The 21,310-nt window shown below is 69.5% G+C and carries 19 protein-coding genes and 1 pseudogene; 11 read left to right on the top strand and 9 right to left on the bottom strand.

What is annotated here, in order from left to right; all coding sequences use genetic code 11:
- Positions 1-334 precede the first annotated feature (334 nt).
- Positions 335-1,078: a DUF6928 family protein gene (locus tag O3I_RS03725; RefSeq protein ID WP_014981557.1), complete on the top strand. Its 744-nt coding sequence runs from the start codon at positions 335-337 to the stop codon at positions 1,076-1,078.
- On the opposite strand, the gene O3I_RS03720 is transcribed toward O3I_RS03725, so the two are convergent.
- Together O3I_RS03720 and O3I_RS03715 are read right to left on the bottom strand one after the other, a co-directional pair.
- Entirely contained in the window at positions 1,079-1,363 is a 285-nt protein-coding gene (locus O3I_RS03720) for a DUF2537 domain-containing protein (protein ID WP_014981556.1), read from the bottom strand.
- Positions 1,360-2,160: a TrmH family RNA methyltransferase gene (locus O3I_RS03715; protein WP_014981555.1), complete on the bottom strand. Its 801-nt coding sequence runs from the start codon at positions 2,158-2,160 to the stop codon at positions 1,360-1,362. The genes O3I_RS03720 and O3I_RS03715 overlap by 4 nt, the downstream gene beginning before the upstream one ends.
- Before the next feature lie 185 nt (positions 2,161-2,345).
- Here O3I_RS03715 and O3I_RS03710 point away from each other — a divergent pair, with 185 nt between their 5' ends.
- Together O3I_RS03710 and O3I_RS03705 are read left to right on the top strand one after the other, a co-directional pair.
- Complete coding sequence (locus O3I_RS03710) at positions 2,346-3,551, top strand: GNAT family N-acetyltransferase (RefSeq protein ID WP_014981554.1); 1,206 nt, start codon at positions 2,346-2,348, stop codon at positions 3,549-3,551.
- Between the two features lie 68 nt (positions 3,552-3,619).
- Entirely contained in the window at positions 3,620-4,012 is a 393-nt protein-coding gene (locus O3I_RS03705) for a YccF domain-containing protein (protein ID WP_235211108.1), read from the top strand.
- A 1-nt stretch (position 4,013) separates the two neighbouring features.
- Here O3I_RS03705 and O3I_RS03700 read toward each other — a convergent pair whose 3' ends face one another.
- Positions 4,014-4,451: a MarR family winged helix-turn-helix transcriptional regulator gene (locus tag O3I_RS03700; protein WP_041562396.1), complete on the bottom strand. Its 438-nt coding sequence runs from the start codon at positions 4,449-4,451 to the stop codon at positions 4,014-4,016.
- A 107-nt stretch (positions 4,452-4,558) separates the two neighbouring features.
- Here O3I_RS03700 and O3I_RS03695 point away from each other — a divergent pair, with 107 nt between their 5' ends.
- Positions 4,559-4,810 carry a DUF2530 domain-containing protein gene (locus O3I_RS03695; protein ID WP_014981551.1) on the top strand — a complete coding sequence of 84 codons (252 nt, stop codon included), beginning with the start codon at positions 4,559-4,561 and terminating at the stop codon, positions 4,808-4,810.
- A 3-nt stretch (positions 4,811-4,813) separates the two neighbouring features.
- Here the strand turns inward: O3I_RS03695 and O3I_RS03690 are convergent, their stop codons facing one another.
- Entirely contained in the window at positions 4,814-6,871 is a 2,058-nt protein-coding gene (locus O3I_RS03690) for a neutral/alkaline ceramidase (protein WP_014981550.1), read from the bottom strand.
- A gap of 125 nt (positions 6,872-6,996) precedes the next feature.
- Here O3I_RS03690 and O3I_RS03685 point away from each other — a divergent pair, with 125 nt between their 5' ends.
- Positions 6,997-7,611, top strand: a complete 615-nt coding sequence (locus O3I_RS03685) for a TetR/AcrR family transcriptional regulator (protein WP_226887073.1) — start codon at positions 6,997-6,999, stop codon at positions 7,609-7,611.
- An 85-nt stretch (positions 7,612-7,696) separates the two neighbouring features.
- Here the strand turns inward: O3I_RS03685 and O3I_RS03680 are convergent, their stop codons facing one another.
- Both O3I_RS03680 and O3I_RS44410 read right to left on the bottom strand, forming a co-directional pair.
- Complete coding sequence (locus O3I_RS03680; protein ID WP_014981548.1) at positions 7,697-10,594, bottom strand: sacsin N-terminal ATP-binding-like domain-containing protein; 2,898 nt, start codon at positions 10,592-10,594, stop codon at positions 7,697-7,699.
- Between the two features lie 938 nt (positions 10,595-11,532).
- Positions 11,533-12,351: pseudogene (locus O3I_RS44410) on the bottom strand (DUF3027 domain-containing protein); the annotation flags it as partial.
- Positions 12,352-12,368: 17 nt separating this feature from the next.
- Between O3I_RS44410 and O3I_RS03670 the strand changes: the two are divergent.
- From O3I_RS03670 to O3I_RS03660, 3 genes are all read left to right on the top strand, one after another.
- Positions 12,369-13,148: a glutaminyl-peptide cyclotransferase gene (locus O3I_RS03670; protein ID WP_014981546.1), complete on the top strand. Its 780-nt coding sequence runs from the start codon at positions 12,369-12,371 to the stop codon at positions 13,146-13,148.
- Positions 13,149-13,310: 162 nt separating this feature from the next.
- Positions 13,311-15,179, top strand: coding sequence for an MFS transporter (locus O3I_RS03665; RefSeq protein WP_014981545.1), 1,869 nt, complete (start codon positions 13,311-13,313; stop codon positions 15,177-15,179).
- A gap of 64 nt (positions 15,180-15,243) precedes the next feature.
- Positions 15,244-15,756, top strand: a complete 513-nt coding sequence (locus O3I_RS03660; RefSeq protein WP_014981544.1) for a DUF2771 domain-containing protein — start codon at positions 15,244-15,246, stop codon at positions 15,754-15,756.
- 350 nt (positions 15,757-16,106) lie between these two features.
- Here O3I_RS03660 and O3I_RS03655 read toward each other — a convergent pair whose 3' ends face one another.
- Positions 16,107-16,529 carry a cold-shock protein gene (locus tag O3I_RS03655; protein ID WP_014981543.1) on the bottom strand — a complete coding sequence of 141 codons (423 nt, stop codon included), beginning with the start codon at positions 16,527-16,529 and terminating at the stop codon, positions 16,107-16,109.
- Positions 16,530-16,730: 201 nt separating this feature from the next.
- On the opposite strand from O3I_RS03655, the gene O3I_RS03650 reads away from it, so the two are divergent.
- Positions 16,731-16,961, top strand: coding sequence for a hypothetical protein (locus O3I_RS03650; protein WP_041562395.1), 231 nt, complete (start codon positions 16,731-16,733; stop codon positions 16,959-16,961).
- Positions 16,962-17,366: 405 nt separating this feature from the next.
- A complete protein-coding gene (locus O3I_RS03645) occupies positions 17,367-17,999 on the top strand; it encodes a resuscitation-promoting factor Rpf1 domain-containing protein (protein ID WP_014981541.1) in 633 nt (210 codons plus the stop codon).
- A 74-nt stretch (positions 18,000-18,073) separates the two neighbouring features.
- On the opposite strand, the gene O3I_RS03640 is transcribed toward O3I_RS03645, so the two are convergent.
- On the bottom strand, positions 18,074-18,262 hold the full coding sequence (locus O3I_RS03640; protein ID WP_014981540.1) for a hypothetical protein: 189 nt from the start codon (positions 18,260-18,262) through the stop codon (positions 18,074-18,076).
- A gap of 100 nt (positions 18,263-18,362) precedes the next feature.
- Between O3I_RS03640 and O3I_RS03635 the strand changes: the two genes are divergently transcribed.
- Complete coding sequence (locus O3I_RS03635; protein WP_081593886.1) at positions 18,363-20,765, top strand: helicase-associated domain-containing protein; 2,403 nt, start codon at positions 18,363-18,365, stop codon at positions 20,763-20,765.
- 9 nt (positions 20,766-20,774) lie between these two features.
- Here O3I_RS03635 and O3I_RS03630 read toward each other — a convergent pair whose 3' ends face one another.
- Positions 20,775-21,284, bottom strand: a complete 510-nt coding sequence (locus O3I_RS03630) for an LppU/SCO3897 family protein (protein WP_237748248.1) — start codon at positions 21,282-21,284, stop codon at positions 20,775-20,777.
- Between the last annotated feature and the right edge of the window lie 26 nt (positions 21,285-21,310).

Raw genomic sequence — 21,310 nt, 5'->3', positions numbered from 1 at the left:
GCTCGGCTGACACGCGCGTGACGGCGGGATGCGCGCGGCGAGCGCTCCGCCGCACTCGAGTTCAGTTTCGTAGGTCGCCCGTCCGGCCGAAATCGGTTTGCTGAGGCCGAGGCTGGTTTGCTGAGCCCCGCGTAGCAACATATTTCGCGGCGCGCGGGCGTGTTCCGGGACCGAAGGACGGTCCGGAACCGCGCACGGCAGGTAGATTTTTAGTGTGTGATCGACGGCGTGCCAGGCATCGGACGAGACACCGACGCGGTGAATTGTTCGACACCCCAGTGCGTTGCTCGAAGTTCGCGGAGCTGATTCGTGCAACCATCGGGAGGTGCCGGAAATGCTATCGAAAGCTTCGTCGCTCTGGTACGTCGACGCATCCGACCCGTTGACGGTACTGCGCGCCAATCACGACCCGGATCCCGATGCCGCACTGGCGCTTGCCAAACAGTTGCACAGCGATCGCGACGTCCTGCCGATCATGGTCGGCACGCTGGCCGGCTGCGCGGGCCCGGACCTCGACGAGGTCTACATCGGCTGCTACCCCGGGGTGACCGTGGTGTGCTCCGCGCAGGCCGCCCGCATCCACCCGACCGAGCTGCCGGAGCTGCTGGTGCGGCCGCTGGCCTCCGAACACACCTACCTGGTGTCGTTCGACACCGCGCACGGGTGGGGCGCGTTCGCGCATTGGGAGCGTGGCGAATTCCGCCGGGCGTTCAGCTCCAGCCGAGTCAACATCCTGGAGGACGAGGGCCTCCCCCTGGTGTGGGAACGCCCGTACTGGGCCGGCGAGCACCCGGTGCGCTGGCAGGCCGGTGAACTCCCCGACCCGCAGACCCTGCCCTTCGATCCGCCCGACTTCGCCGACGCCGCGAACAACGAATGGCTCGGCTTCCACTACCGCGCACCGGCTCCAGCGGGCGCGCTGGTGCCCGGCGACGTGGCGGTGTGCGGATTCACGCTCTACCCGAAAGGGCAGGCGCCCGACCCGGCCACCCTGGTACCGCCCGAGGAGGAACCGGACGACGTCCGCCCCCGGCGCGGCCTGTTCGGCTGGCTCCGCGGCTCCGACCGCGTGTCCTGATCAGCTCGCCAGGCCACCGAGCAGCAGCACCAACCAGCCGAGCCCCACCCCGGCGACACCGCCGAGCACCACCCATCTGGTTACCGGGGCCTCGCGCAACCGCCAAGCGGTCGGCGCGGCACCGCCGGCCGCGACGACGTTCACCGCGAACGCGAGCAAGGGGTGCACCTCGGCGAGCGCCCGCCCGAACGAATACACCGCGGTCGCGCTCAGCAGCGCGACCATGATCGTGACGGTCAGCCCGGCACCCCACGGCGCCGGGCTCTGGGTAGGCGGATAGGTCACGTTCGAACCCGCTCGTAGAAGGCCATGGCCGCGGCGGTCGCGACATTGAGCGAATCGGTGCCCGGCGACATGGGAATTCGCGCGCGCACATCGGTGGCCCGCATCGCTTCCTCGGTCAGCCCCGGTCCCTCGGCACCGAGCAACAGTGCCACACGCTCCCCTGTCATCGCGGTGGCCAGGTTCATCGCCGCCCCGTCGGGTGTGAGGGCGATGATCTGGAATCCTTTGCGCCGCAGTATATCCAGACCATCCGGCCAATCCGGCACCGAAGCGAACGGCACCCGCAGCACGTGCCCCATGGAGACCCGCACCGCGCGCCGGTACAGCGGGTCGGCGCACCGATCGCCGAACAGGATCGCCTCCGCGCCGAGTCCGGCGGCGTTGCGGAACATCGCGCCGAGGTTCTCGTGGTCGTTGACGCCCTCGAGCACCGCCACCGTGCGCGCGTGCGCGGTGACCTCGTCCAGGCTCAGCGGCGCCGGCCGCCGCGCGACCGCGAGCACGCCGCGATTGAGGTGGAACCCGACCACCTCCGCCATCACCTCGGCCGAGGTCCGGTAGTACGGCACCGCGACATCGGCCAGCTCGCCGGCGAGTTCCACGCGGCGCTTGTCCACCCCGAACAACGCCGTCGGAGTGAACCGCGAAGCCAGCATCCGCTGGACCACCACCACCCCCTCGGCGATCACCAGGCCACGCCGCCCGGGCAGATCGGGCCGGCGGTCGGCGGAGTTGAGGTCGCGGAAGTCATCCACCCGCGGATCGGCGGGGTCATCGATATCGATCACTTCGGCCACGGCTACATCCTGCCCGTCCGGGCTACCGCGTGGCGCGACCGGTGTCCGATCCCCGCTACCCGATGCGCCGGAGGCGGGTGTCGTCCCGCGCTCGCGACGCCGCGCGAACACGGTGGCCGTGCGCCGCGGGAGACCCGGGCGAAAATCGAGTGCGTGGCGCGCTCGGCGCGTGGGAGGGTGCAACGATGACGTTGACTGACGGCATCACTATCCGCTCTGCCACCGAGGACGATCTGACTTCCATCAGGACGCTGGTGGCGACCTCGTTCGGCGCCTACGGGCCCGCGGGCTTCCGCGAACACAGCAGGCAGTTGTTCCCGCCGGCCGACGCGATCGTCGCGGTCGACGACGGCGTGGTGGTCGGGCATGTGAAATCGCGGCGGATGACGGTGACCGTGCCGGGCGAGCGGGCGGTGGACGGCTGCGGGATCGCCGCGGTCGGTGTGGCGCCGACGCATCGGCGGCGCGGAATCCTGCGGGCGATGTACACCGAGCAGCATCGGCGCACCGAGGCGGCCGGGCTGGCGCTGACCCTGTTCACGGCCAGCGAGGGCAGCATCTACGGGCGGTTCGGCTACGGACCGGCGGTGCGGGAGAACGCGGTCTCCATCGATCGGCGCTTCGCCGAATTCCGGCCCACCACACCGGATCCGGGCGGCGTGCTGCTCGCCGAAGCCGCCGAGGTCACCGAGCACGTCGAGGCCGTGTACGACAGGTGGCGCAGGTTCACCCCCGGCGTGCAGGTGCGGCCGGCGGCATCATGGGCCATGCTGTTCGCCGATCCGGAGCCGGTCCGCGACGGCGGCTCAGAGCTTTTCGCGTTCACCCATCCGGACGGCTATGCGCTGTACCGGAATCACTTCACCGAGTCCGAGCGGACCGTCGACGTGCTGGAGCTGCGGGCGGTCACCGCCGAGGCGCATGCCGCGCTGTGGCGGGCGCTGCTCGGACTGGATCTGGCGCAGCGGGTGAAAGCCGTACTGGGCGACAATGATCCGCTGCCGTACCTGCTGACCGATCCGCGGCTGGTGCGCACCACGAACCGCGAGGACGGACTGTGGTTGCGGCTCATGGACATTCCCGCGGCCCTGACCGCGCGCACGTACCAGCGAGACCTGGAACTCGTGCTGGCGGTACAGGATCCGTTCCGCGACGCGGGCGGCACGTTCGCCCTGCGCGTCCGCAACGGTATCGCCGAATGCGCGCCCACCACCCGCGCCCCGGAGATCGAACTCGGCATCGACGTGCTCGCCAGCATGTACCTCGGCGCCTATCCGGCCCGAGTCTTCGCCGCCGCCAACCGGCTCCAGGCCAAGGACCCCGCTGATCTGGCCGCCCTGCAGGAAGCCTTCGGCACCGACCGCGACGCGGTGCTCGGCTGGTTCTTCTGAACCCGGCCGGAGCACACGGCCACGTGTGCTCCGGGCCGAGTGCTGGCATGCTGGTGGGTGTGAAGCCGATTCAGCTCGTCCTCAACATCCTCTGGTTGGTGTTCGTCGGTTTCTGGATGGCATTGGGCTACATCCTGGCCGGCGTCATCTGCTGCATTCTGATCATCACGATCCCGTGGGGCATCGCGTCGTTCCGGATCGCCGCCTACGCGCTGTGGCCGTTCGGCCGCACCACGGTGGAGAAGCCGGGCTCGGGCGCGGGTTCGCTGGTCGGCAATGTCATCTGGTTCATCGTCGCGGGCTGGTGGCTCGCGCTCGGCCACCTGCTGACCAGCATCCCGCTGTTCATCTCGATCATCGGAATCCCGTTCGGCTGGGCCAACCTCAAGCTGATTCCGCTGTCGCTGTTCCCGCTCGGCCGCGACATCGTCGACAGCGACCAGCCGTTCGGCGCGCGCTGAGTTATTCGGATTCGTCGACGATCTGCTTCATGATGCCGACCGCACGGGTCAGCACCACGACCTGATCCTCGGTCAGGCCCGAAAGCTGCTCGGTCATCCAGGCTTCCCTGGCGTTGGTCTCGTCGGCGATCAACGCGCGGCCCGCCTCGGACAGCGACACGATGATCTGGCGGCCGTCGGTGGGGTGCGGTTTGCGCTCGACCAGACCGAGATCGGTGAGCGAGGCGATGACTCTGGTCATCGACGGCGGCTGGACGCGCTCCTTCGCGGCAAGCGCACCCGGGGTCATCGCACCGTCCCGAGAAAGGGTCGCGAGGGCGGACAGCTGGGTCAGCGAAATCTGCGCGTCGGCACGTCGACCACGCAGATGACGCGTCAGCCGGACCACCGCCAGCGAGAGTTCACCGGCGAGGGTTCGAACATCGGATGGCGTTGTCACAGAGGTGAACGATACGGGACCGGTGGCCGACGGACCGGCGTTCTCGCCGGTACGCGCACAGCCGCAGCCACATCGGCGGTGCGCGGGCCGCCCGGCACGCCGCCGTTATGCTGGATGACGTGACTCAGAACGTGCCGCAGATCCCGCCGCGGCTGACCGATCCGCGGCCCGTGCTCGCGGTCGGCTGCGCGCTCTGGCTGATCGCCACCGTGGTGGTGTGGGCCGGGGGCGATCGGTGGGCGTCGGTGCTGCCGGTCTGCCTGATGGGACTGGTGGTCGGCGGGCTCGCGCTCGGGATCTTCCTCATCCAGCGACGCGGTGCGCGGCGCGGCGACAAGGGCGCGCAGACCGGGCTCTGAGCGTCAGCCCACCTCGAAGTCGTTGCTGGTGCCCGTGAACGGGTGCAGCGCGCCGTCGGGGCTCAGGCTGTCGGCGTAGTGCTGCAGCCGGTAGCGGCCCGGCGTGGCGTCGGCCGGGATATCCCAGGTGAACCGCGCGACGGAGTCCGCGGCACCGCGCTTGCTCCAGTAGAACTTCACCGCCCACTCGCCCTCGTTGGCCACCCGGATCCAGTCGCCCGCGGAACTCTGCCGCTGCACCTCCAGGAAGGTGCCGTTGCGGCGCGGGTTGTGTTTCGGGTGGGCCGAGACGAATTCGGCGACGACCTGGGCGCCCGCGGCGTATGCCGGTGCGGGCTGGGTCAACACGTCGCCGAAGGTCCGGCCCGGCGGGGTGGTGTCCGGCCCGGCACCCGGCTGGAAGTTGGGTTGCAGGTGCGACACGTCGCGCGGGGCGGGCCCGCGCGGCACCTGCTGCCTGGCCGCGAACGCCGTTGCCAGCCTGGTGAATTCCTGCTGATACGCACCGAGGGTGTAGCGGCCGAACAGCGTCGAGGCGCCCTCGTATTGCTGCGCGTCGTATTCCTCAGGGGTGGTGACATATTCGTGGTAGGCGTTCGCGTAGCCCTGCATGAGGACCTGTTCCAGCCCGACGCCGAGCGCGTCCGCGACCGCCCGGCGTACCCGCAGCCCGGCGGTGATGGTGAATTCCCCACCGGCGGCGGCCAAATAGAGCTCACCGATCCGGACCAACTGGATCGGCAGCACGTTCGGCACCCAGGCCACCGGCGGCAGCAGGCCGAGCGGCGCGGCGATCGCCTTGGGCGCCTGGGCATCCGCGAGCCACGCGGGTGCGGGCGCGTTCGGGTCGCCCAGCGCCTGCAGGAACGGATTGCGCACCCCTTCCGGGATGGGCACACCCGGCAGTCCCGGACCGTCCTCGATGCTGCCCGCGATGAGCGAGACGCCCGCGGCGGCGGGCGCGGTATGCCGGGGCTGCCCGTCCGGGGTGAAACGGCCGTCGACGGCGATATCTGCCAGGTCGATGTAGCAGAGCAGCGCGTCGACCGGTCCGCTGGTCGAGCGGGCCTGGGCCAGCGCGTCTTTCGACGCCCGGTACTGCCGCTCGCCGATGATGCGGGTGTTCTCGAACTCGTCCTCGGTGGGTCCGGAGCCGGGGCGCAGGTTCAGGTTCGGCGACATGTCGCCCGCGTTGGTCTGTGCGAAGGCCGCGACGAAGCCGGGGTCGCCGTCGAGGTAGCGGACGCCGTGCTCGAGATGCTCGTAGGAGAACGCCGCGTAACCCTTGTTGTCCGCGCTGATCAGCCGATTCTGGTTGGTCATCGAGGTGTTGTGGGTGGCGAACCAGGTGATCGCGCCGACCTGTCGACCGCCCTTGACGAGCGACAGCACCGTGACCGCCGGGTCGATGGCCTCGGGAAAATGTTGTTTGTCGGCAATCGGATTGAGTTCCCAGGCCACCCTGGACCGATTGACGCTCGCGTCGTGCAGTTCGCCGCGCCCCAGCGCCAGGGCGCCGGGACCGAGATCGGCGTGCGCGGCCGCGACGGCCTCGACGATGCCGTTCACCTCCGCGTCGTACACCTGCTGCTGAAAACCCATGATGGACAGGTTGTATGCGTAATCGTTGCTGGAGCCGCCACAGGTCGCGTGCGAATGCGTCGAAGTGAGCAACACGTTCTGTTCGGTGTATTGATCGCCGAAGCGGCGCGCGAGTTCGGCCAGGACGCCACGGTGCACGGACTGGAAAATCATGCCGTTCTCGGCCACCACGAACACGATTCGCCTGCCGCCCGCACCGATGATGAACGCCCTGGCCCGCGGACGCAGGTGGATGCCGGCGGTCTGCTGCTCGAACTGGGAATAGCCCATCATTCCGCATTCCGCCGCCGGACCGGTGATGTCGGAGAGGCCGACACCGATCTCGTAGCCGCCGGAATCCGGTGCCGCGGCGGCCCGCGCGCCCGAGCGCTCGGCCAGGACAGGCACCGTGGCCGCGGCGGCCAGCGTTGCCGAACCGACTACGGTTCGGGCCAGAACGGTTCTGCGCGACAGCGGCATACACGTCTCCTTCGATCCTGATGGCAGCGAACCACACAACTGGTCACTCGTCCAGTCCAGATTTTTCGACCAGCGAATTGACTGCACGCGCCTAGAGCGCTTAACTCCCTGAGGTGTCCTCCCGATTGAGCGTCGAAGAAAGACGGGCCCACCTTATCGAGGCCGCGATCGGTCTTGCCGAAAAAAAGGGCGTTGCGGGCGTGACCACGCGCGATGTCGCCCAGGCGGCGGGCGTCTCGCTGGGTGTGGTCCATTACTGTTTCGAAAACAAGGACGCGCTGATGACCGAGCTGGTCAAGGCGTTGTCGATGGAATTACGAGATTCCGTCGACGCCAATGAAACAGTGTGGCAAGACGTCGGAAGTGGAAAAGAAGCGCTTCAAAAATTGATCCGCGCGGGACTGGAACTCATGTGGCTCAACATTGAGGCAACCCCGGAACGTCAGCTACTCACTTACGAAACAACAACTTACGCACTGCGCGAAGGCGAGCAAACTCCCGCCAAACTCGCGATCGCGCGCGAGCAGTACAACTTCAACGACTCCACCGTCGCCGACATCCTCGAGCACGCGCGCGACGCGACCGCCAACACCTGGTCGGTACCGCTGCCCTCCCTGAGCCGGTTCACCCTCAACGTGATCGACGGGGTGGTGCTGCGCTGGCTGGTGGACAACGACAGCGAGGCCGTCCGCGCCCAGCTGGATCTGCTCAGCCAGATGATCGCGGAGTACGCGTCCTGAACCTGGTGCGGCACAGTAGTTCTCGCGCAATCTGAGTTCCCGCATACCGCGCGGAGTCGGGTGCGGGAACCGGATCGTGCGTGCACTACCGCGGTGCGCTCGCGTGCACCGTCGTGCCCTCGCGCCACCACGGGACCGTTGTCGTGCGCTCGACCGCGCCGTGCAGCCGCACGGTCAGCTCGTCGTGCAGCACCAACTCCCCGTCCTGCGGCGGCAGCGAAAGAAGCTGGCGCAGGACGACTCCGAGCGGCTCCGCGGACCACGTGGTGCGCCGGCCGGAACTCACCACCTCAGCGGTGACCGCCCCCGAGACCAACGGCAGATCGAGCAGCGCGGCCAGCGCGGGCGCGGTCTCGGCGACACCGACCACCAAGCGGTCCGGCGGCAGCGCGAGGCCGAACCACGGCTGATCGAGCACCAGTGCGTCGGCCGGATCGATGACAGCGCCGGACAAGGCGCGCACCCGGTCGGGCAGCTCGAGCTCGGTGAGCTCGAGCCGATCGGCGGCCACCGCGGCGGCCAATCGCGCGTGGGTCCGCGAAATGACCTCGGGCGTAGGCGTATTCGCCGGATCGGCGAGCGCGTCGAGCAAGGCCGCGGCCAATTCGAGCGTGATCACCGCCGGATCGGCGAGCAGGGCGCGGATCGCGGCGGCGTCCTCCGCGAGGCCGGGGACGGCGAAAGTCGGCAGCAGGCCGTCGAATTCGGTGTCCTCGGGGTGCCGGAGCAGGCCGAGCGGAGTACCCGAGATCCGGGCGTGGGTACGCAACCACCACGCGGTGTAGCCGTCGTGATCGGTGAGCAGTCGCCGGGTACGCGGCGCGGACGCCAGCTGCCACAACGCTTCCGGCCAGGCGTCGTCATCGATCAGGTCGAGGTCGCGGACCGCGGCCAGCTCCCGCGGCTCCTGCGCCAGCGTCGACCACCAGCTGTCCTCGTCGTCCAGGTCGTGATCGGGCCCGGTCGGATCGGACTCGACGACCAAGCTGAAATCCCAGCCGACCCGCACGGCCCGAAGCGCTTGCGCGCCATAGTATTCCACCATGGCGGCGTCGACCGTATGGAACGGCGAATCCGCCACCAGCAGTTCGCGCAGCGGCGCGTCGGGCAGCAGCAACTCGTCCGCGGGGTGCAGCGCTCCGTCCGCATCGGGCAGTTCGAGCAGGCCGAGCCAGGTCGGCAGGGCCGCCGCGTCGGCATGGGCGGCCAGGCGCAGCACCGCGTCGACCGTATCCGGGTCGTCCGGGTGATCCTCGAGTTCGGCGCGCAGGTCCGGCTCGCGCAAAAGATCCTCGACGGTGGCCGAACGCGCACCCAGCCGGGCCAGCAGCGGATGCGCGGCATCCGGATGCACCAACCTGGCCCAGTGCACCGGGATCGCGACCTCGAGCTGGTCGTCGAGCACCGTCGTGCGCGGCCCGGTCACCAGGCGCCCGTCGGCCAGCGGGACAGCGAGCGCGCCCAGCTCCTCGGCGGCCAGCGGGTCCGCCACGAACTGCTCCAGCGCCTCATATAGTGCGTACCACCACCGCGGCGCCCGCTCCAGACCGCTGGACAATTCCGCCAGTCGAGCCAACCCGACCCGATGCACGTCGAGCACGCCCAGCGCCTCGGCCTGCCCTTGCCCCGACAACTCGGGAATCACCAAGGGCCCGATCACGTCATCGAGCAATCCCGCCAATTCCCCCGTGAGCCCGGTGAACACACTCGCCCGCGTAGGTACCGCGACATCCGAGATGGGCGCACTGGGCAGGTCGAAAAACGCTGAGTCGTCCGGAGTTTCGGTGGTCGGGTGTTCCTCGGTCGCGGGGTCCAGCGGTACAGGGTCGAATGCGACGGCAGCGTCCTCGGTGCTCGTGGAGAGGACGGGAAGCCAGGGGTTGGTTCGGAGTTCACGGATCGCCGCCTCGCGGAGGAGGGCGTCGGCTTCGCTGCGGGCGAAGGCGGGACTGGGGACGAGCACCAGTCGGTCGCGGGGTGGCAGCACGCGAGCGAAATCGGCATAGCCAGTGGCCAATTCGGCGACGCGGGCACCGGGCAGCAGACGGCGGCGATCCGGCTGCATCGGAATGTCCGCGATCAGCAGCGCGGGTAGCGACAGTTCCTCATCGGAGCGGGTCGGGGCGCGCAGCACGTCGGGGGCGACGGCGACCGGCCTGCCATTGCGGATCGGCAGCAGCCAACGGGCGCGCGGCGTGCGGTAGGACCACCAGACCCGGCGTTCGTCAGCCGGGCCGTCGACGCGGACCTCTTGGAGACCGTCACCGAGATCGGCGGTGCGGCTGGAGAATTCCGCGGTTTCGACGGTAATGCTTTGCAGCGCAGGCAATTCCAGCAGTAGATCGGCCGCTTCGGCGTGCATTCCCGTGAGCAGCGCGGCGGCGTCCACCGCTGGGCGCAGCGCGAGCACCACCTCGGTGTCGAAACCGTCAGCGGGTTGCGCATCACTCGGCCAAGCGAGCCGCAAGGCGGGCGGTGCCAGCGCCTCCGCGCCGGGTTCGCCCTGCGCCAGCTGATCCGCGGTGCCGGCGAGATCGCCGGACCGCAACGCGTCCCGAGTGCGCGCGCGGGAGAACAGGAGCGAGCCTGTGGTGGAACGCAGTTCGATCTCGTCGCTCACCGCGAGCACCGCGGTGAAGCCCACCCCGAAACGTCCGACATCCGCCGCATCGGACTTCCCGGACGCGCGCAGCGCGGTCAGCGCGTGCACACCCGAGACATCCAGCGGCGCACCGGTATTGGCGACATGCAGCACCGAACCGTCGAGCCATACCCGCAACCGGCCCGGCACGCCCGCCTTGGCTGCGGCGTCCGCGGCGTTCTGCGCCAACTCGGTCAGCAGCCGGTCGCGATAACCGGCGCGAACCAGATCCGCCTCGGTCGCCGCGTCCTCGCGCAGCCGGGTCGGCGAATCACGCCATGCGGCAAGCACGCCCGCCCGCAACGCGGCAGTACCGAACGGATCGGCCGCCCCGCCGCTCACCCCTGTCGCGATGACTCGTCCGCCCCACCCTCGACCGTGTCACCCCGCTGCTCAGCATCCGGACCTTGAGCCTCGAAACCGGCATTGGCAGAACGACCTTCGTCGCCACCCTGCTCGACATCCGAAGCGACGGCACCACTCTCGACAGCCGAAACCTCAGCACCTGCATCCGATACCGCATCGGAACCCCGAGCATTCGAACCGGCACCGCTGTCGTCGGCAGTCGAGGCATCGTCGGCCGCTACCGCTTCCGCGATTTCGGCAGCGCTCGCGGCCGGCTCGTCCCCTGCACCGACCACCGCCTCCGGCGCATTCCCGGCACCCGGCGCAGTCGGCTCCGCGGCGGGAGCACCGACCGCAGGTGACACCTCGCTGACCGGCGCGATCGGTTCCGCGACGCCCGTCGCCTCGTCTGCCGCAGCATCCGCCGTTGCGGCCAAAGGCTGCGTCTCGCCGCCGGACGCGAGCGACTCTGCGGCCACCGGCGCATCGGACACGGCTCCAGCGTTCCACGCAGCGCGAGCCGAGTCGGCCGCACCAGCCGAAACGATCTCCGCGCCAGCGGATTCGGCGTACGCACGCGCCGACTCGGACGCCACCGCCGCAGCCGTGCCGTCGGCGACAACTGCGGCCACAGCGTCAGCCGTGGGCTGCGCGGCGATCGCTTCCGAGGTCGCGGCGGACTCGCCCCCCGTGGCCGGCTCGTCGGCGGGCGGTGCCGCCTCGGCTTGCCGCGCGCCAGCGGGTTCTTCCGATCCGCTGGCCGAAACAGCTTCCGCACCGGCGGGTTCCGCGTCACCGTGCGGCGACGCCACGGGCACCTCGACGGTCGGTTCGCCGTTCGCGACAGACGAGGCGGCCGGCTCGGTATCCGGAGTTCCCGGAACGGAAGCCGGTTCGGGCGCACTGGCGTCGCCGGTCGTCGTGGCCGAGTCCACCGTCCCGGCAGCACCTTCCGCGGATTGCGCAGGCGTGGCGGCGGGTGTTTCGTCCGCGGGGGCTTGGCGCAGGTCCGCGGTCGGGAACAGTTCGACCGCGGCGTCGTCGTAGGCCTCGTAGAGGGGGGAGCCGCCGCCGGTGGGGGCGACGGTGTCGGAGTGGGCGCCGCAACCGTAGGCGGCGTGCACGACCCGTCCGTCGGCGCCCATCGCGTTTCCGCAGACGCCGAAGGCGGCGCGCAAGGAACCGGCGAGCGGGAGGTAGAAACCGCACAGGCCGCAGGTGGAGGGGGCGGCCTTGGCCATCTCGGTGTCGGGGCCGTATTCGGCGTGCCAGCGTTCAGCGGCGTCCGCGCGCCCCTCGAGGCTCAGCACCTGGGTGCGGCCGAGGCCGACCTCGAGGGCGACCTCGTCGACGACCGGGTCACCGTTGGCGACGTAGCCGGGCACCAGGCGCGGGTCGTTCGGCGGCGGGGCCAGCAGGTCACCCGGGGCCAGGTCGCCGGGCCGGATCCGCTGATCCCACGGCACGAAGTCGGGCGCGACCAACGCGTCCGGACCGGGCAGCAGCGCCGACTCGCTGACGGTCGCGTACTCGGCCGTCGGCGGCGCGGCCACCACGACCGCCCACTGCCAGCCGCGATAGCCGGGCAGGGTGGCTTCGAAGCGATGGGTCGCCGCGCTCTCGTCCTCGGCAGCCACGCCGAGATGCGCCCCGACTCCGGCTGGTTCCAACTCCAGGAGCGCACGGCGGGCCAGATCGACGGCGTCGGCCAGAATCGGCCGGACGCCGGACTCAGAAACAGAAACTGCGCTCACCGCCTACATTTTGCCGTATGAAACGCAATCGGCGTTCGTTGGCTGTCGGTCTGCTGGTCGGTCTGGTCATCTTCAGTGGCTGTGGCGCCGCACAGGAGGCCACACCCGAGCTGAAGATCGAGGTCGTCGCCGTCAGACCGCATGACCCGACCGCCTTCACCCAGGGCCTCGAGATCGACGGCAACGTGCTCTACGAAGGCACCGGACTCTCGGGCGCGTCGAGTGTGCGCGCGACGGACGTGCACACCGGCGAGCAACTGGCCAGGACCGATCTCCCCGCCCCCTTCTTCGGCGAGGGCCTCACCGTCGCCGGGGACACACTGTGGCAGCTCACCTGGCAGGAGCACACGGCTTTCGCGCGGGATCCGGTCACCTTGGCCGAACGCGCCCGGGTGCCGTACGAGGGCGAGGGCTGGGGGCTGTGCACAAGAAATGGCCGGCTGGTCATGAGCGATGGCACCGACACACTGACCTTCCGTGATCCGGTCACCTTCGCGCCGACCGACTCGATCCGGCTGACCAGCCACCAGAGCGCCCGGCTCAACGAGCTCGATTGCGCCGAGGACGGTTCCGTCTACGCCAACGATTGGCCGACCGACACGATCCTGCGCCTCGATCCCGACTCCGGTGAGGTGCTCGCGCGCATCGATGCGAGCGCGCTGTATCCGGCGGCCGCCCGGGTACTCACCGGCAGCGACGCGCTGAACGGGATCGCACAGCTGCCCGGCACCGATCGATTCCTGCTCGCGGGCAAGAAATGGCCGAGCATGTTCGAGGTCCGCTTCGTGCCCGCCTGAGTCCGGCGGCGCGACGAGTTCACCACGATTTCGGTTGCGCTTCGCCGGATCGGGCAGCCTGCGGGTATGCATTGTCGTTTGCGACGCGACAAACGTCACCTTCCGCCGACACCTTCGAGCGCGAGTGAACGCCCAGCAGCGAAGTACGACAGAATTGAGGATGTGACTACTCCCCGCGAACCTTCCGGTCCCGACCGTGATCGGTGGGACGGTGGGGAGTATCCGCCGATCGAACGGCATCCCGGATTCGACCGGTATCCGCCGCCGAACTCGCCGACGCGCCGCGGTCCGTTGCCGCCGCTGGATCCCGATCGGTTCGGCGGATCGCAGGCCGAGACCAGGCGGCATCCGGCCGCGGCGGCGGGGCAGCAGGATCCGCCGGGGCGGGCACCGCGCCGCGTCTTCCCGCATCGCCCGCAACCGCCGCACGGACCGGAGCCGGAGCTCGCCGCGCCGCCCCCGCCGACCAAGCCGCTCCCCGAACAACCGGAGACCGCCGACGCCGGCGCCGAACCCGCCCAGCCCGGCCCGCAGCGGGTACCGCGCAAGCTGACGGTCACCCGGGTCGCCGCGATGCGCGGCCGCGAACTCACCGAGAAGGGCATCGCCACCTTCCAGCGCGCGGCGAAGGCCGACGGGGCCGACAAGTCCGGTCTGACCGCCCTCACCTATGCGACGATGGCCAACTTCGCCCTCGACGCGGCGGTCGCGGTCGCCCTCGCCAACACCTTGTTCTTCGCCAGCGCAACCGCCGAGAGCAAGACGAAAGTCGCGCTGTACCTGCTGATCACGATCGCGCCGTTCGCGGTGATCGCGCCGCTGATCGGGCCGATGCTCGACCGGCTGCAGCACGGTCGGCGGGTGGCGCTGGCCACCTCGTTCGCGTTGCGCGCCGTCGTCGCGGTGGTGCTGGTGCTCGAATTCGACAGCTGGGCACTGTATCCGCTCGCCCTGTGCATGATGGTCGGCAGTAAATCGTTCTCGGTGCTCAAGAGCGCGGTGACGCCGCGCGTGCTACCGCCCGATATCGACTTGGTGCGCACCAACTCTCGGCTCACTGTGTTCGGCTTGGTGGGCGGCACGATCGGCGCTGGTGCGATCGCGGGCATTGCCGCGATGGCCGCCGGGTCCAACGGCGCGTTGATCTTCGCCACGCTGATCGCCTGTGCCGGAACCTATCTGAGCCTGCGCATCCCGTCCTGGGTGGAGGTCACCGAGGGCGAGGTGCCCGCTACGCTGAGCTATCACGGCCCCGACGCGCACACCGAAGTGCTCTCGCCGGACAAGGAATCCGCGGTGCCGCCGCGCAAACGCAGGCAGCCGCTGGGCCGTTCGGTGGTGACCGGCCTGTGGGGCAACAGCGCCATCCGCGTGCTGACCGGGTTCCTCACCTTCTACATCGCCTTCGTCGCCAAGGCCACCGAGCACCGCCCGGTGCAGCAGGCCGCGATGCTCGGCGTGGTCGGCGCCGCCGCCGCGATCGGCAACTTCGCGGGCAATGCGACCGGCGCCCGGATCAAGCTGGGCAGGCCGTCGCTGATCGTGCTCGGCTGCACGGCGGCTTGTGCCCTGGTCGCGCTGTTCGCCACGTTCACCAACAACCTGCTCGGCGCCGCATTGGCCACCCTGGTCGCGGCGGGCACGAGCGCGCTGGCGAAGGTGTCGCTGGACGCGCTGATCCAGGACGATCTGCCGCCGGAGTCGATCGCGTCCGGCTTCGGCCGGTCCGAAACCGTGTTGCAGCTCAGCTGGGTGGTCGGCGGCGCGGCCGGCGTGCTGCTGCCGACCGACTACTGGAAGGGCTTCGCGGTGATCACCGCGGTGCTCGTGGTCGGGTTGGTGCAGACCTTCGTCAGCTACCGTGGCCATTCGCTGCTGCCCGGTCTCGGCGGAAATCGCCCGCAACACGCGGAACAGGAAGTTCCCGCGACCAGGCCGATGCCACAGACTTCGAACGCGTACCGCAAGCCGGGGGCTGCCGGGGGCGAAACGACACATATCCAACGAGGGATAGGAGATCCCAGCCAGTGAGCGAGCGAACCTTCGACCCAGCGGCCGCGCCGACGGCAGGCCCGCGCCGCGGCGAGGCAGCGGCGTGAAGCGGCTCAACGCGCGCACCGTCGTGGCCCTGCTCGGCGCCGGACTGCTCGTCGTCACCGTCGCCTTCGTCGGCGTGCTCGTCGTGCTGGTCCGCAACGCGGACGAGAAAGACCCGGTGATCACCGCCTACGCGCACGGCAAGACCGTCACCGTCGAGCCGTACGTGTATTGCTCGGTGCAGATGGCGGATTGCCACTACGGCGAGACCGTGCAGCTCGTGGTGCCGCCGAACTACCCGCTGCAGCTCTCGCTGCCGAAGCAGATCGCCGAAGCGCCGTGGCTGGCCCAGGTCGTCTACGCGCTGCCCAACGGGGAACGAGTCGATCGCGTGATCAGCCACACCAACTACCCGCAGGGCGCCATGGCCGTCACCATCGAGTCCCGCCCCGAACCGGACCTGCGCCTCGTCGGCCTCGAACTGCAACTGCCGATCCTGGCCAAGGACAAGGACACCGGCAAGGAGTTCTACCTCCCGCACGCCGCCTGGTCCATCAGCACGGCCCCGTAGAGCGCGGCCGACCAAAGTCGGCAGCGCCGCACCACTCATCGCCGCCAGCACCACCACGGAGCGAGTCTTACCAGCGCCCACCCACTCACCGCCGAACAGCACCACGACAAAGCGAGTCTTACGAGCGACCGTCCACTTACCGCCGTAACAGCACTACGACGAAGCAAGTATTGCGAGCGACCGCCCCTCACCGCCGAACAGCACCACCACGGAGCGAGTCTTACGAGCGACCGTTCGCGGCCGTCTCGCGTCTCAGCTGTCGAAGCGCATGCGCCGCAGGCGCGAGTCTCGACAGCTGAGACGCGAGACTAAGGGGCCGCGAACAACGCCGCGGCCACGCGGCCAACAATTCAGTGATCGAGTTCGCGCGCGACGGCGCGGACGACCTCTGAGATGCGTTGCGCGGTCTTGCGATCGGGGTAGCGGCCCTTGCGCAGGTCCGGCTGTACCGTCGCCTCGAGCAGGGTGATCATGTCCTCGACCATGCCGTGCAGTTCGTCCGGCGTGTGCCGGCGCGCGACGGGCTCCTTGCGGGCACGCTCACGCTCTTGGCCCTGCCGGACCGAGGGCGGCGCCTCCAGCAGTTTCAGGCTCAGCGCCTGCGGGCCACGACGGCCTGCGGCCATGCCGAATTCGACGCGCTGCCCGGGCTTCAGTCCTTCGACGCCATCGGGCAGCGCGGACGACCGGACGTAGACGTCCTCCCCCTCGTCCTGGGAAAGGAAGCCGAAGCCCTTTTCGACGTCGTACCACTTCACCCTGCCGGTCGGCACTGCGCTCACCCGTTCATCATCGAAAACTCGGACCCCGACGGCCCGAGCACACTGGTCCACGGAACCCGCTGTGGCACAGCGCCACGAGCAGGTTCTTTTCTCTTTGCGAAAAGAACGCGCCCTGCAGGGATGCGGGACGCGAGTGCCTACGAGTCTACCCCGGTGCGAATAACGCAAGCACATCAGTTTTACGGTCGTGCGGTGACGAACCCTTCCGCTCCGCCCCCGCCGCGCAAGCCGGGTGACTGGTTGCTACAGGTCGCGCTGAGCCTGTTCGCGCTGGGATTGCTGGCGATCTTCGCGATCTTCCTGATCCCGGTGCTGTCCGACGCGACGCCGGGGCTGTGGCTCTACTTCGGCGCGATGCTCGTGCCGCTGGGCCTGCTGGTCGCGGTGGTCTACGCGCTGCGCGCCGGTCGGCGTTCGCGCTGACCCAACCGCGTCCGACCGCCGGGGTACGAACCGGTTACCCGAGCCTTTCGTTACCGAATCCCAGTTGTGATCCTCGTCACATAACGGGGAGGTCACGGACCGGTGACGGCCCGACACTGGCCGGACGGCACTGCTTCTAGCTGCGGAGAAGGTCTTTCGCCCGCTCTGATACCGCACCGAGACCCGCTCGTACACGCCGGTTACCAAATGGTGATTTTTCGCCGGGATCGACGTACGGTCTTATCCAGCCGGGACGACCGGCTACCACCGGCCCGCCGCACCGAACCTCGCCCCGCGGGTACCGGACCCCCGACGGAAACGTAGGGGCGAGGGCGGGCATGACGACCTCTCAGTCCAGCCCGATCGATGACCTCGCAGGTGCGCCGAGAGGAAGACGAACCCGATATGAGTGGACGCCATCGCAAGCCAAGCTCGACCGGTCGCACGGTAGCCAAGGTCGCCGTGACCGGCGCGATCATGGGCACCGCAGGTGTGGCCCTCGCAGGCAACGCCAGCGCGGCACCCGACTCCGACTGGGATCGCCTCGCACAGTGTGAGGCCGGCGGTAACTGGGGCATCAACAACGGCAACGGTTTCCAAGGCGGACTTCAGTTCTCGCCCAGCACCTGGAAGGCCCACGGCGGCGGCGAGTACGCGGCCAACGCCAACCAGGCCACCCGCGAACAGCAGATCGCGGTCGCCGAGAAGGTGCTCGCCTCGCAGGGTTGGGGTGCCTGGCCCAGCTGCTCGGCCAACCTCGGCCTCAGCAGCGCCCCCACGCCGCGCTCCGCGCCCACCACCAGCGAAACCCCGCGCTGGAACCCCGAGCCCGCGCCGCAGGCCGCTCAGGCCGCGCCGGACAGCACTCAGGAAGTCTTCAACGCGGTCGACCGCGCCCTCGCGGTCGTGCAAGGCCAGGGCGTCCAGGTGCCCAAGGAAGCCTTCGACTTCTTCAACGCCGCCAAGGCCAGCGGCACCAAGCTGGACCCGAACATCGTGAACTTCTACGAGGCCAACAAGGGACTGCTTCCCTCCTGAGGTACTCATGAAGAAGGGCCCCACATCCTCGGATGGGGGCCCTTCTTCGTATCTGCGGACTTTCCGTCCGGAGATCAGCGGTTGATCACCGTGTTCGGGTGCATGTAGGGCAGCTGATCCGCCGGGACCGGAAACTCGGTGTCCTCACCGTACGGCGAGAGCCCACCGGAACGGGTCGACGAGAGTTCGGTGACCGCGTGGTCACCATCGGCGACCTTGGGCCAACCGTTGTCGACATACGGTTTCTTCGATTTGTTCACCACGGCCCCCATTCTGGCATGTCCCGCTCGCCGAGCAACTTCGCCGCTGCCTATTAGGCTGGTAAGGATCGGCATGAGACGAAACGACTGATCTCGGGAGCACATGGGTAACTCGTCGGGCACGCCCGAAACCAAGCCAAGCACCGAACCACCGGCCCGCAGCGCAAGTCCCGGGGCACCCGGGACCGGCAGAAGTCGCGGAGAGGCGGGCAAGCCCTCGACCTCCCTTGCCAGCTGGCTCGGTGCACGTAGTGATGCCCAATTGGTGACGCTGCTCGAACTCCGGCCCGATCTGGCCGTGCCGCTGCCGTCCTCGATGGCGGTGCTCGCCGCGCGCGCCGAGCAGCGTGCCTCGGTGCTGCGCGCCACCGACGACCTGGACACCCTCGATTTCGCGATCCTGGAAACCCTTGCCGTGCACGGGGTGACGCGCACCGAGAGCAACGGCGCGCCGCTGCGCCGCGCCGAGTTGCACGTGCAGCTGAACGAACGCGTGAGCGCGGCGGCGATCGACGCGGCGCTCACCAGGTTGACCGATCGCGCGCTGGTCTGGCTCGTCGAGGACGAACTGCATCTGGTCACCGCGGCGGTCGAGGCGCTGCCGTGGCCGATCGGCAGCACCACCGAGATCCCCGACGCTCTCACCGAACCCGAGGTACGCGCGGCGCTGCCCGAGCTCCCCGCCGCCGCCAGGGCACTGCTGGACAAGCTGGCCACCACGGGCCCGCGGGGGCGCACGAAGGATGCCGCACCGGGCACCCCGGCGGACCGGCCGATCCAGCAGCTACTCGCCCGCAGACTGGTGCACCGCATCGATGACGAGACGGTGGAACTGCCGGTCACGGTCGGCCAGGTGCTGCGCAACGAACCCGTGACGCACCCGCACGCGTTGACCCCGCCCAAGCCGAAAGCCAAGAAGCACACCTCCGCCGAGGTGAACGCGGTGGCCGCCGGTGAGGTGGGTGAGCTGCTGCGGCACTGCGCCGCGATCATCGACGCGCTCGGGCAGGCGCCCGCGCCCGCGTTGCGCGCCGGCGGACTCGGCGTGCGCGAATTGCGCCGCGTCGCCAAGCAGACCGGGATCGACGAGCCGCGCGCCGGTTTGCTGGTCGAGCTGCTGGCCGCCGCGAAACTGATCGAAAAGGGTTTGCCGGACCCGCCGCCGGAGCTCGATTCGACCGACGATTTCTGGGCGCCGACCCCTGCCGTGGAGGCGTGGCTGGAGGCTCCGCTCGCCCGGCGCTGGGCGGCCCTGGCCATCGCCTGGCTCGAATTGGACCGGATGCCATGGATGATCGGCATGCGCGACGCCAACGACAAACCGCTCGCGGCGCTCGCGCTCGAGCTGCGTAACCCGCACGCGCCGCGCGACCGCCACGCCATCCTCGGCCTGCTCGCCGAGTATCCGTCCGGCAGTGCCCTCCCGCCCGCCGATATCGGCCGGGTGCTCGCGTGGCGACAACCGCGCTGGCGCAGGCACTTCCGGCTCGAGGCGGTCGAGCACACCCTTGCCGAGGCGGCCGCGCTCGGCTTCGTCGGGCGCGACGCGCTCGGCTCCGCGGCGCGGGCGCTGCTGCACGGCGAAGCGAGCAGCGCGGCCGACGCCGAGGCGGAGATGGAGGCGGCGCTGCCCGCCCCGGTCGACCATGTGCTGGTCCAAGCCGATCTCACGGTGATCGCGCCCGGCCCGCTGACCGCCGAATTGCAGCATCGGGTCGCACTCGTCGCCGATGTCGAATCCGCGGGCGCCGCAACGGTTTACCGGATCAGTGAGACCTCGGTGCGGCGGGCGCTCGACGCCGGCTTGACCGCGGCCGAACTGCACGCGCTGTTCACCAAGCACTCGCGGACGCCGATTCCGCAGGCGCTCACCTACCTGATCGACGATGTGGCGCGGCGGCACGGGCAGCTGCGGGCGGGGATGGCGCAGTCGTTCCTGCGCAGCGACGACCCGGCCCTGCTGGCCCAGGTGCTGGCCGCACCGGTGGCGGGCACGCTGGCGCTGCGCGCGATCGCGCCGACGGTCGCCATCGCGCAGGCGCCGCTCGGCGAGGTGCTCGAGCAGCTGCGGTCGGCCGGTTTCGCACCCGCGGGCGAGGATTCGGCGGGCGTCATCGTGGATCTGCGGCAGCGGGGCGCGCGGATTTCCATCCGGCCCAATGCCAGGCAGCCGTGGCGGCCGACGCCGCCGAGCACCGAACAGCTGGAGCTGCTCGTCACCGAGCTGCGAGCGGCCGAACGCGCTACCAGTGCCCGCTCGGCGCAAGCGGTCCGCACGGACGGCACCCGGACCAACACCGCCGCGACGCTGGCGCTGCTGCAATTGGCGGCGCGGGTGCGCCGGCCGGTCAATATCGGCTACGTGGACGCGCAGGGCGTCGCGACGCAGCGCGTGGTGGAGCCGCTCAAGGTGGGCAACGGCCAGCTGGATGCGCTGGACCCGGTGACGGGGGCGATCCGGCACTTCACGTTGCACCGGATCGCATCCGTCGCCCTCATCGAATGATCGAAGGGATCAGGCCTGCGGCTTGGCCAGGCAGAAGGTGATCTTCGGCGCCTCGGAGATGAGCCGGAAGCTGGTGGCGTCCGCGCCGCACAGCAGTTCGTCGGCCTCGCCGTCGATCCGCTTCACCACCTTGAACGTCGCCTCGCTGGACGTGCAGGCCACGTGCTTGTACCCGGTGGTCGTGCTCTCGTTGTAGCAGGCGTCCTGCTTGAAGTTGGGCGCGAGGCACAGGAAAGCGGTGGTGCCGCCGCCCAGGGTCTCCTCGTAGGAGGTGTAGTCGGTCGCGCACTCGACCTTCTTGTCGTTCGACTGCGCGACCTTGTACACGGCCTTCTCCGACGAGCAGTCGATCGGCTCGGTCTTGGCGTCGGTGGACGATCCCGTGATGACGTTGATGCAGTCGCCGACCTTGGCCTTGGCCGTGTCGGACTTGCTCGCGTCCTTGGCCGCGGAACAGCCGACCACCGTGACCACTACCGCGGCCACCGCTACGAGGGCGAGCACCACACGTGCCAGCAACCTCGCTCCTGGAAACTTCACCTGAA

Origin of the sequence: Nocardia brasiliensis ATCC 700358, assembly GCF_000250675.2 — a bacterium.
Taxonomy (GTDB): domain Bacteria; phylum Actinomycetota; class Actinomycetes; order Mycobacteriales; family Mycobacteriaceae; genus Nocardia; species Nocardia brasiliensis_B.
Note: the sequence above shows the minus strand (reverse complement) of the source record. Positions and strands in the feature narration are given on the sequence as shown.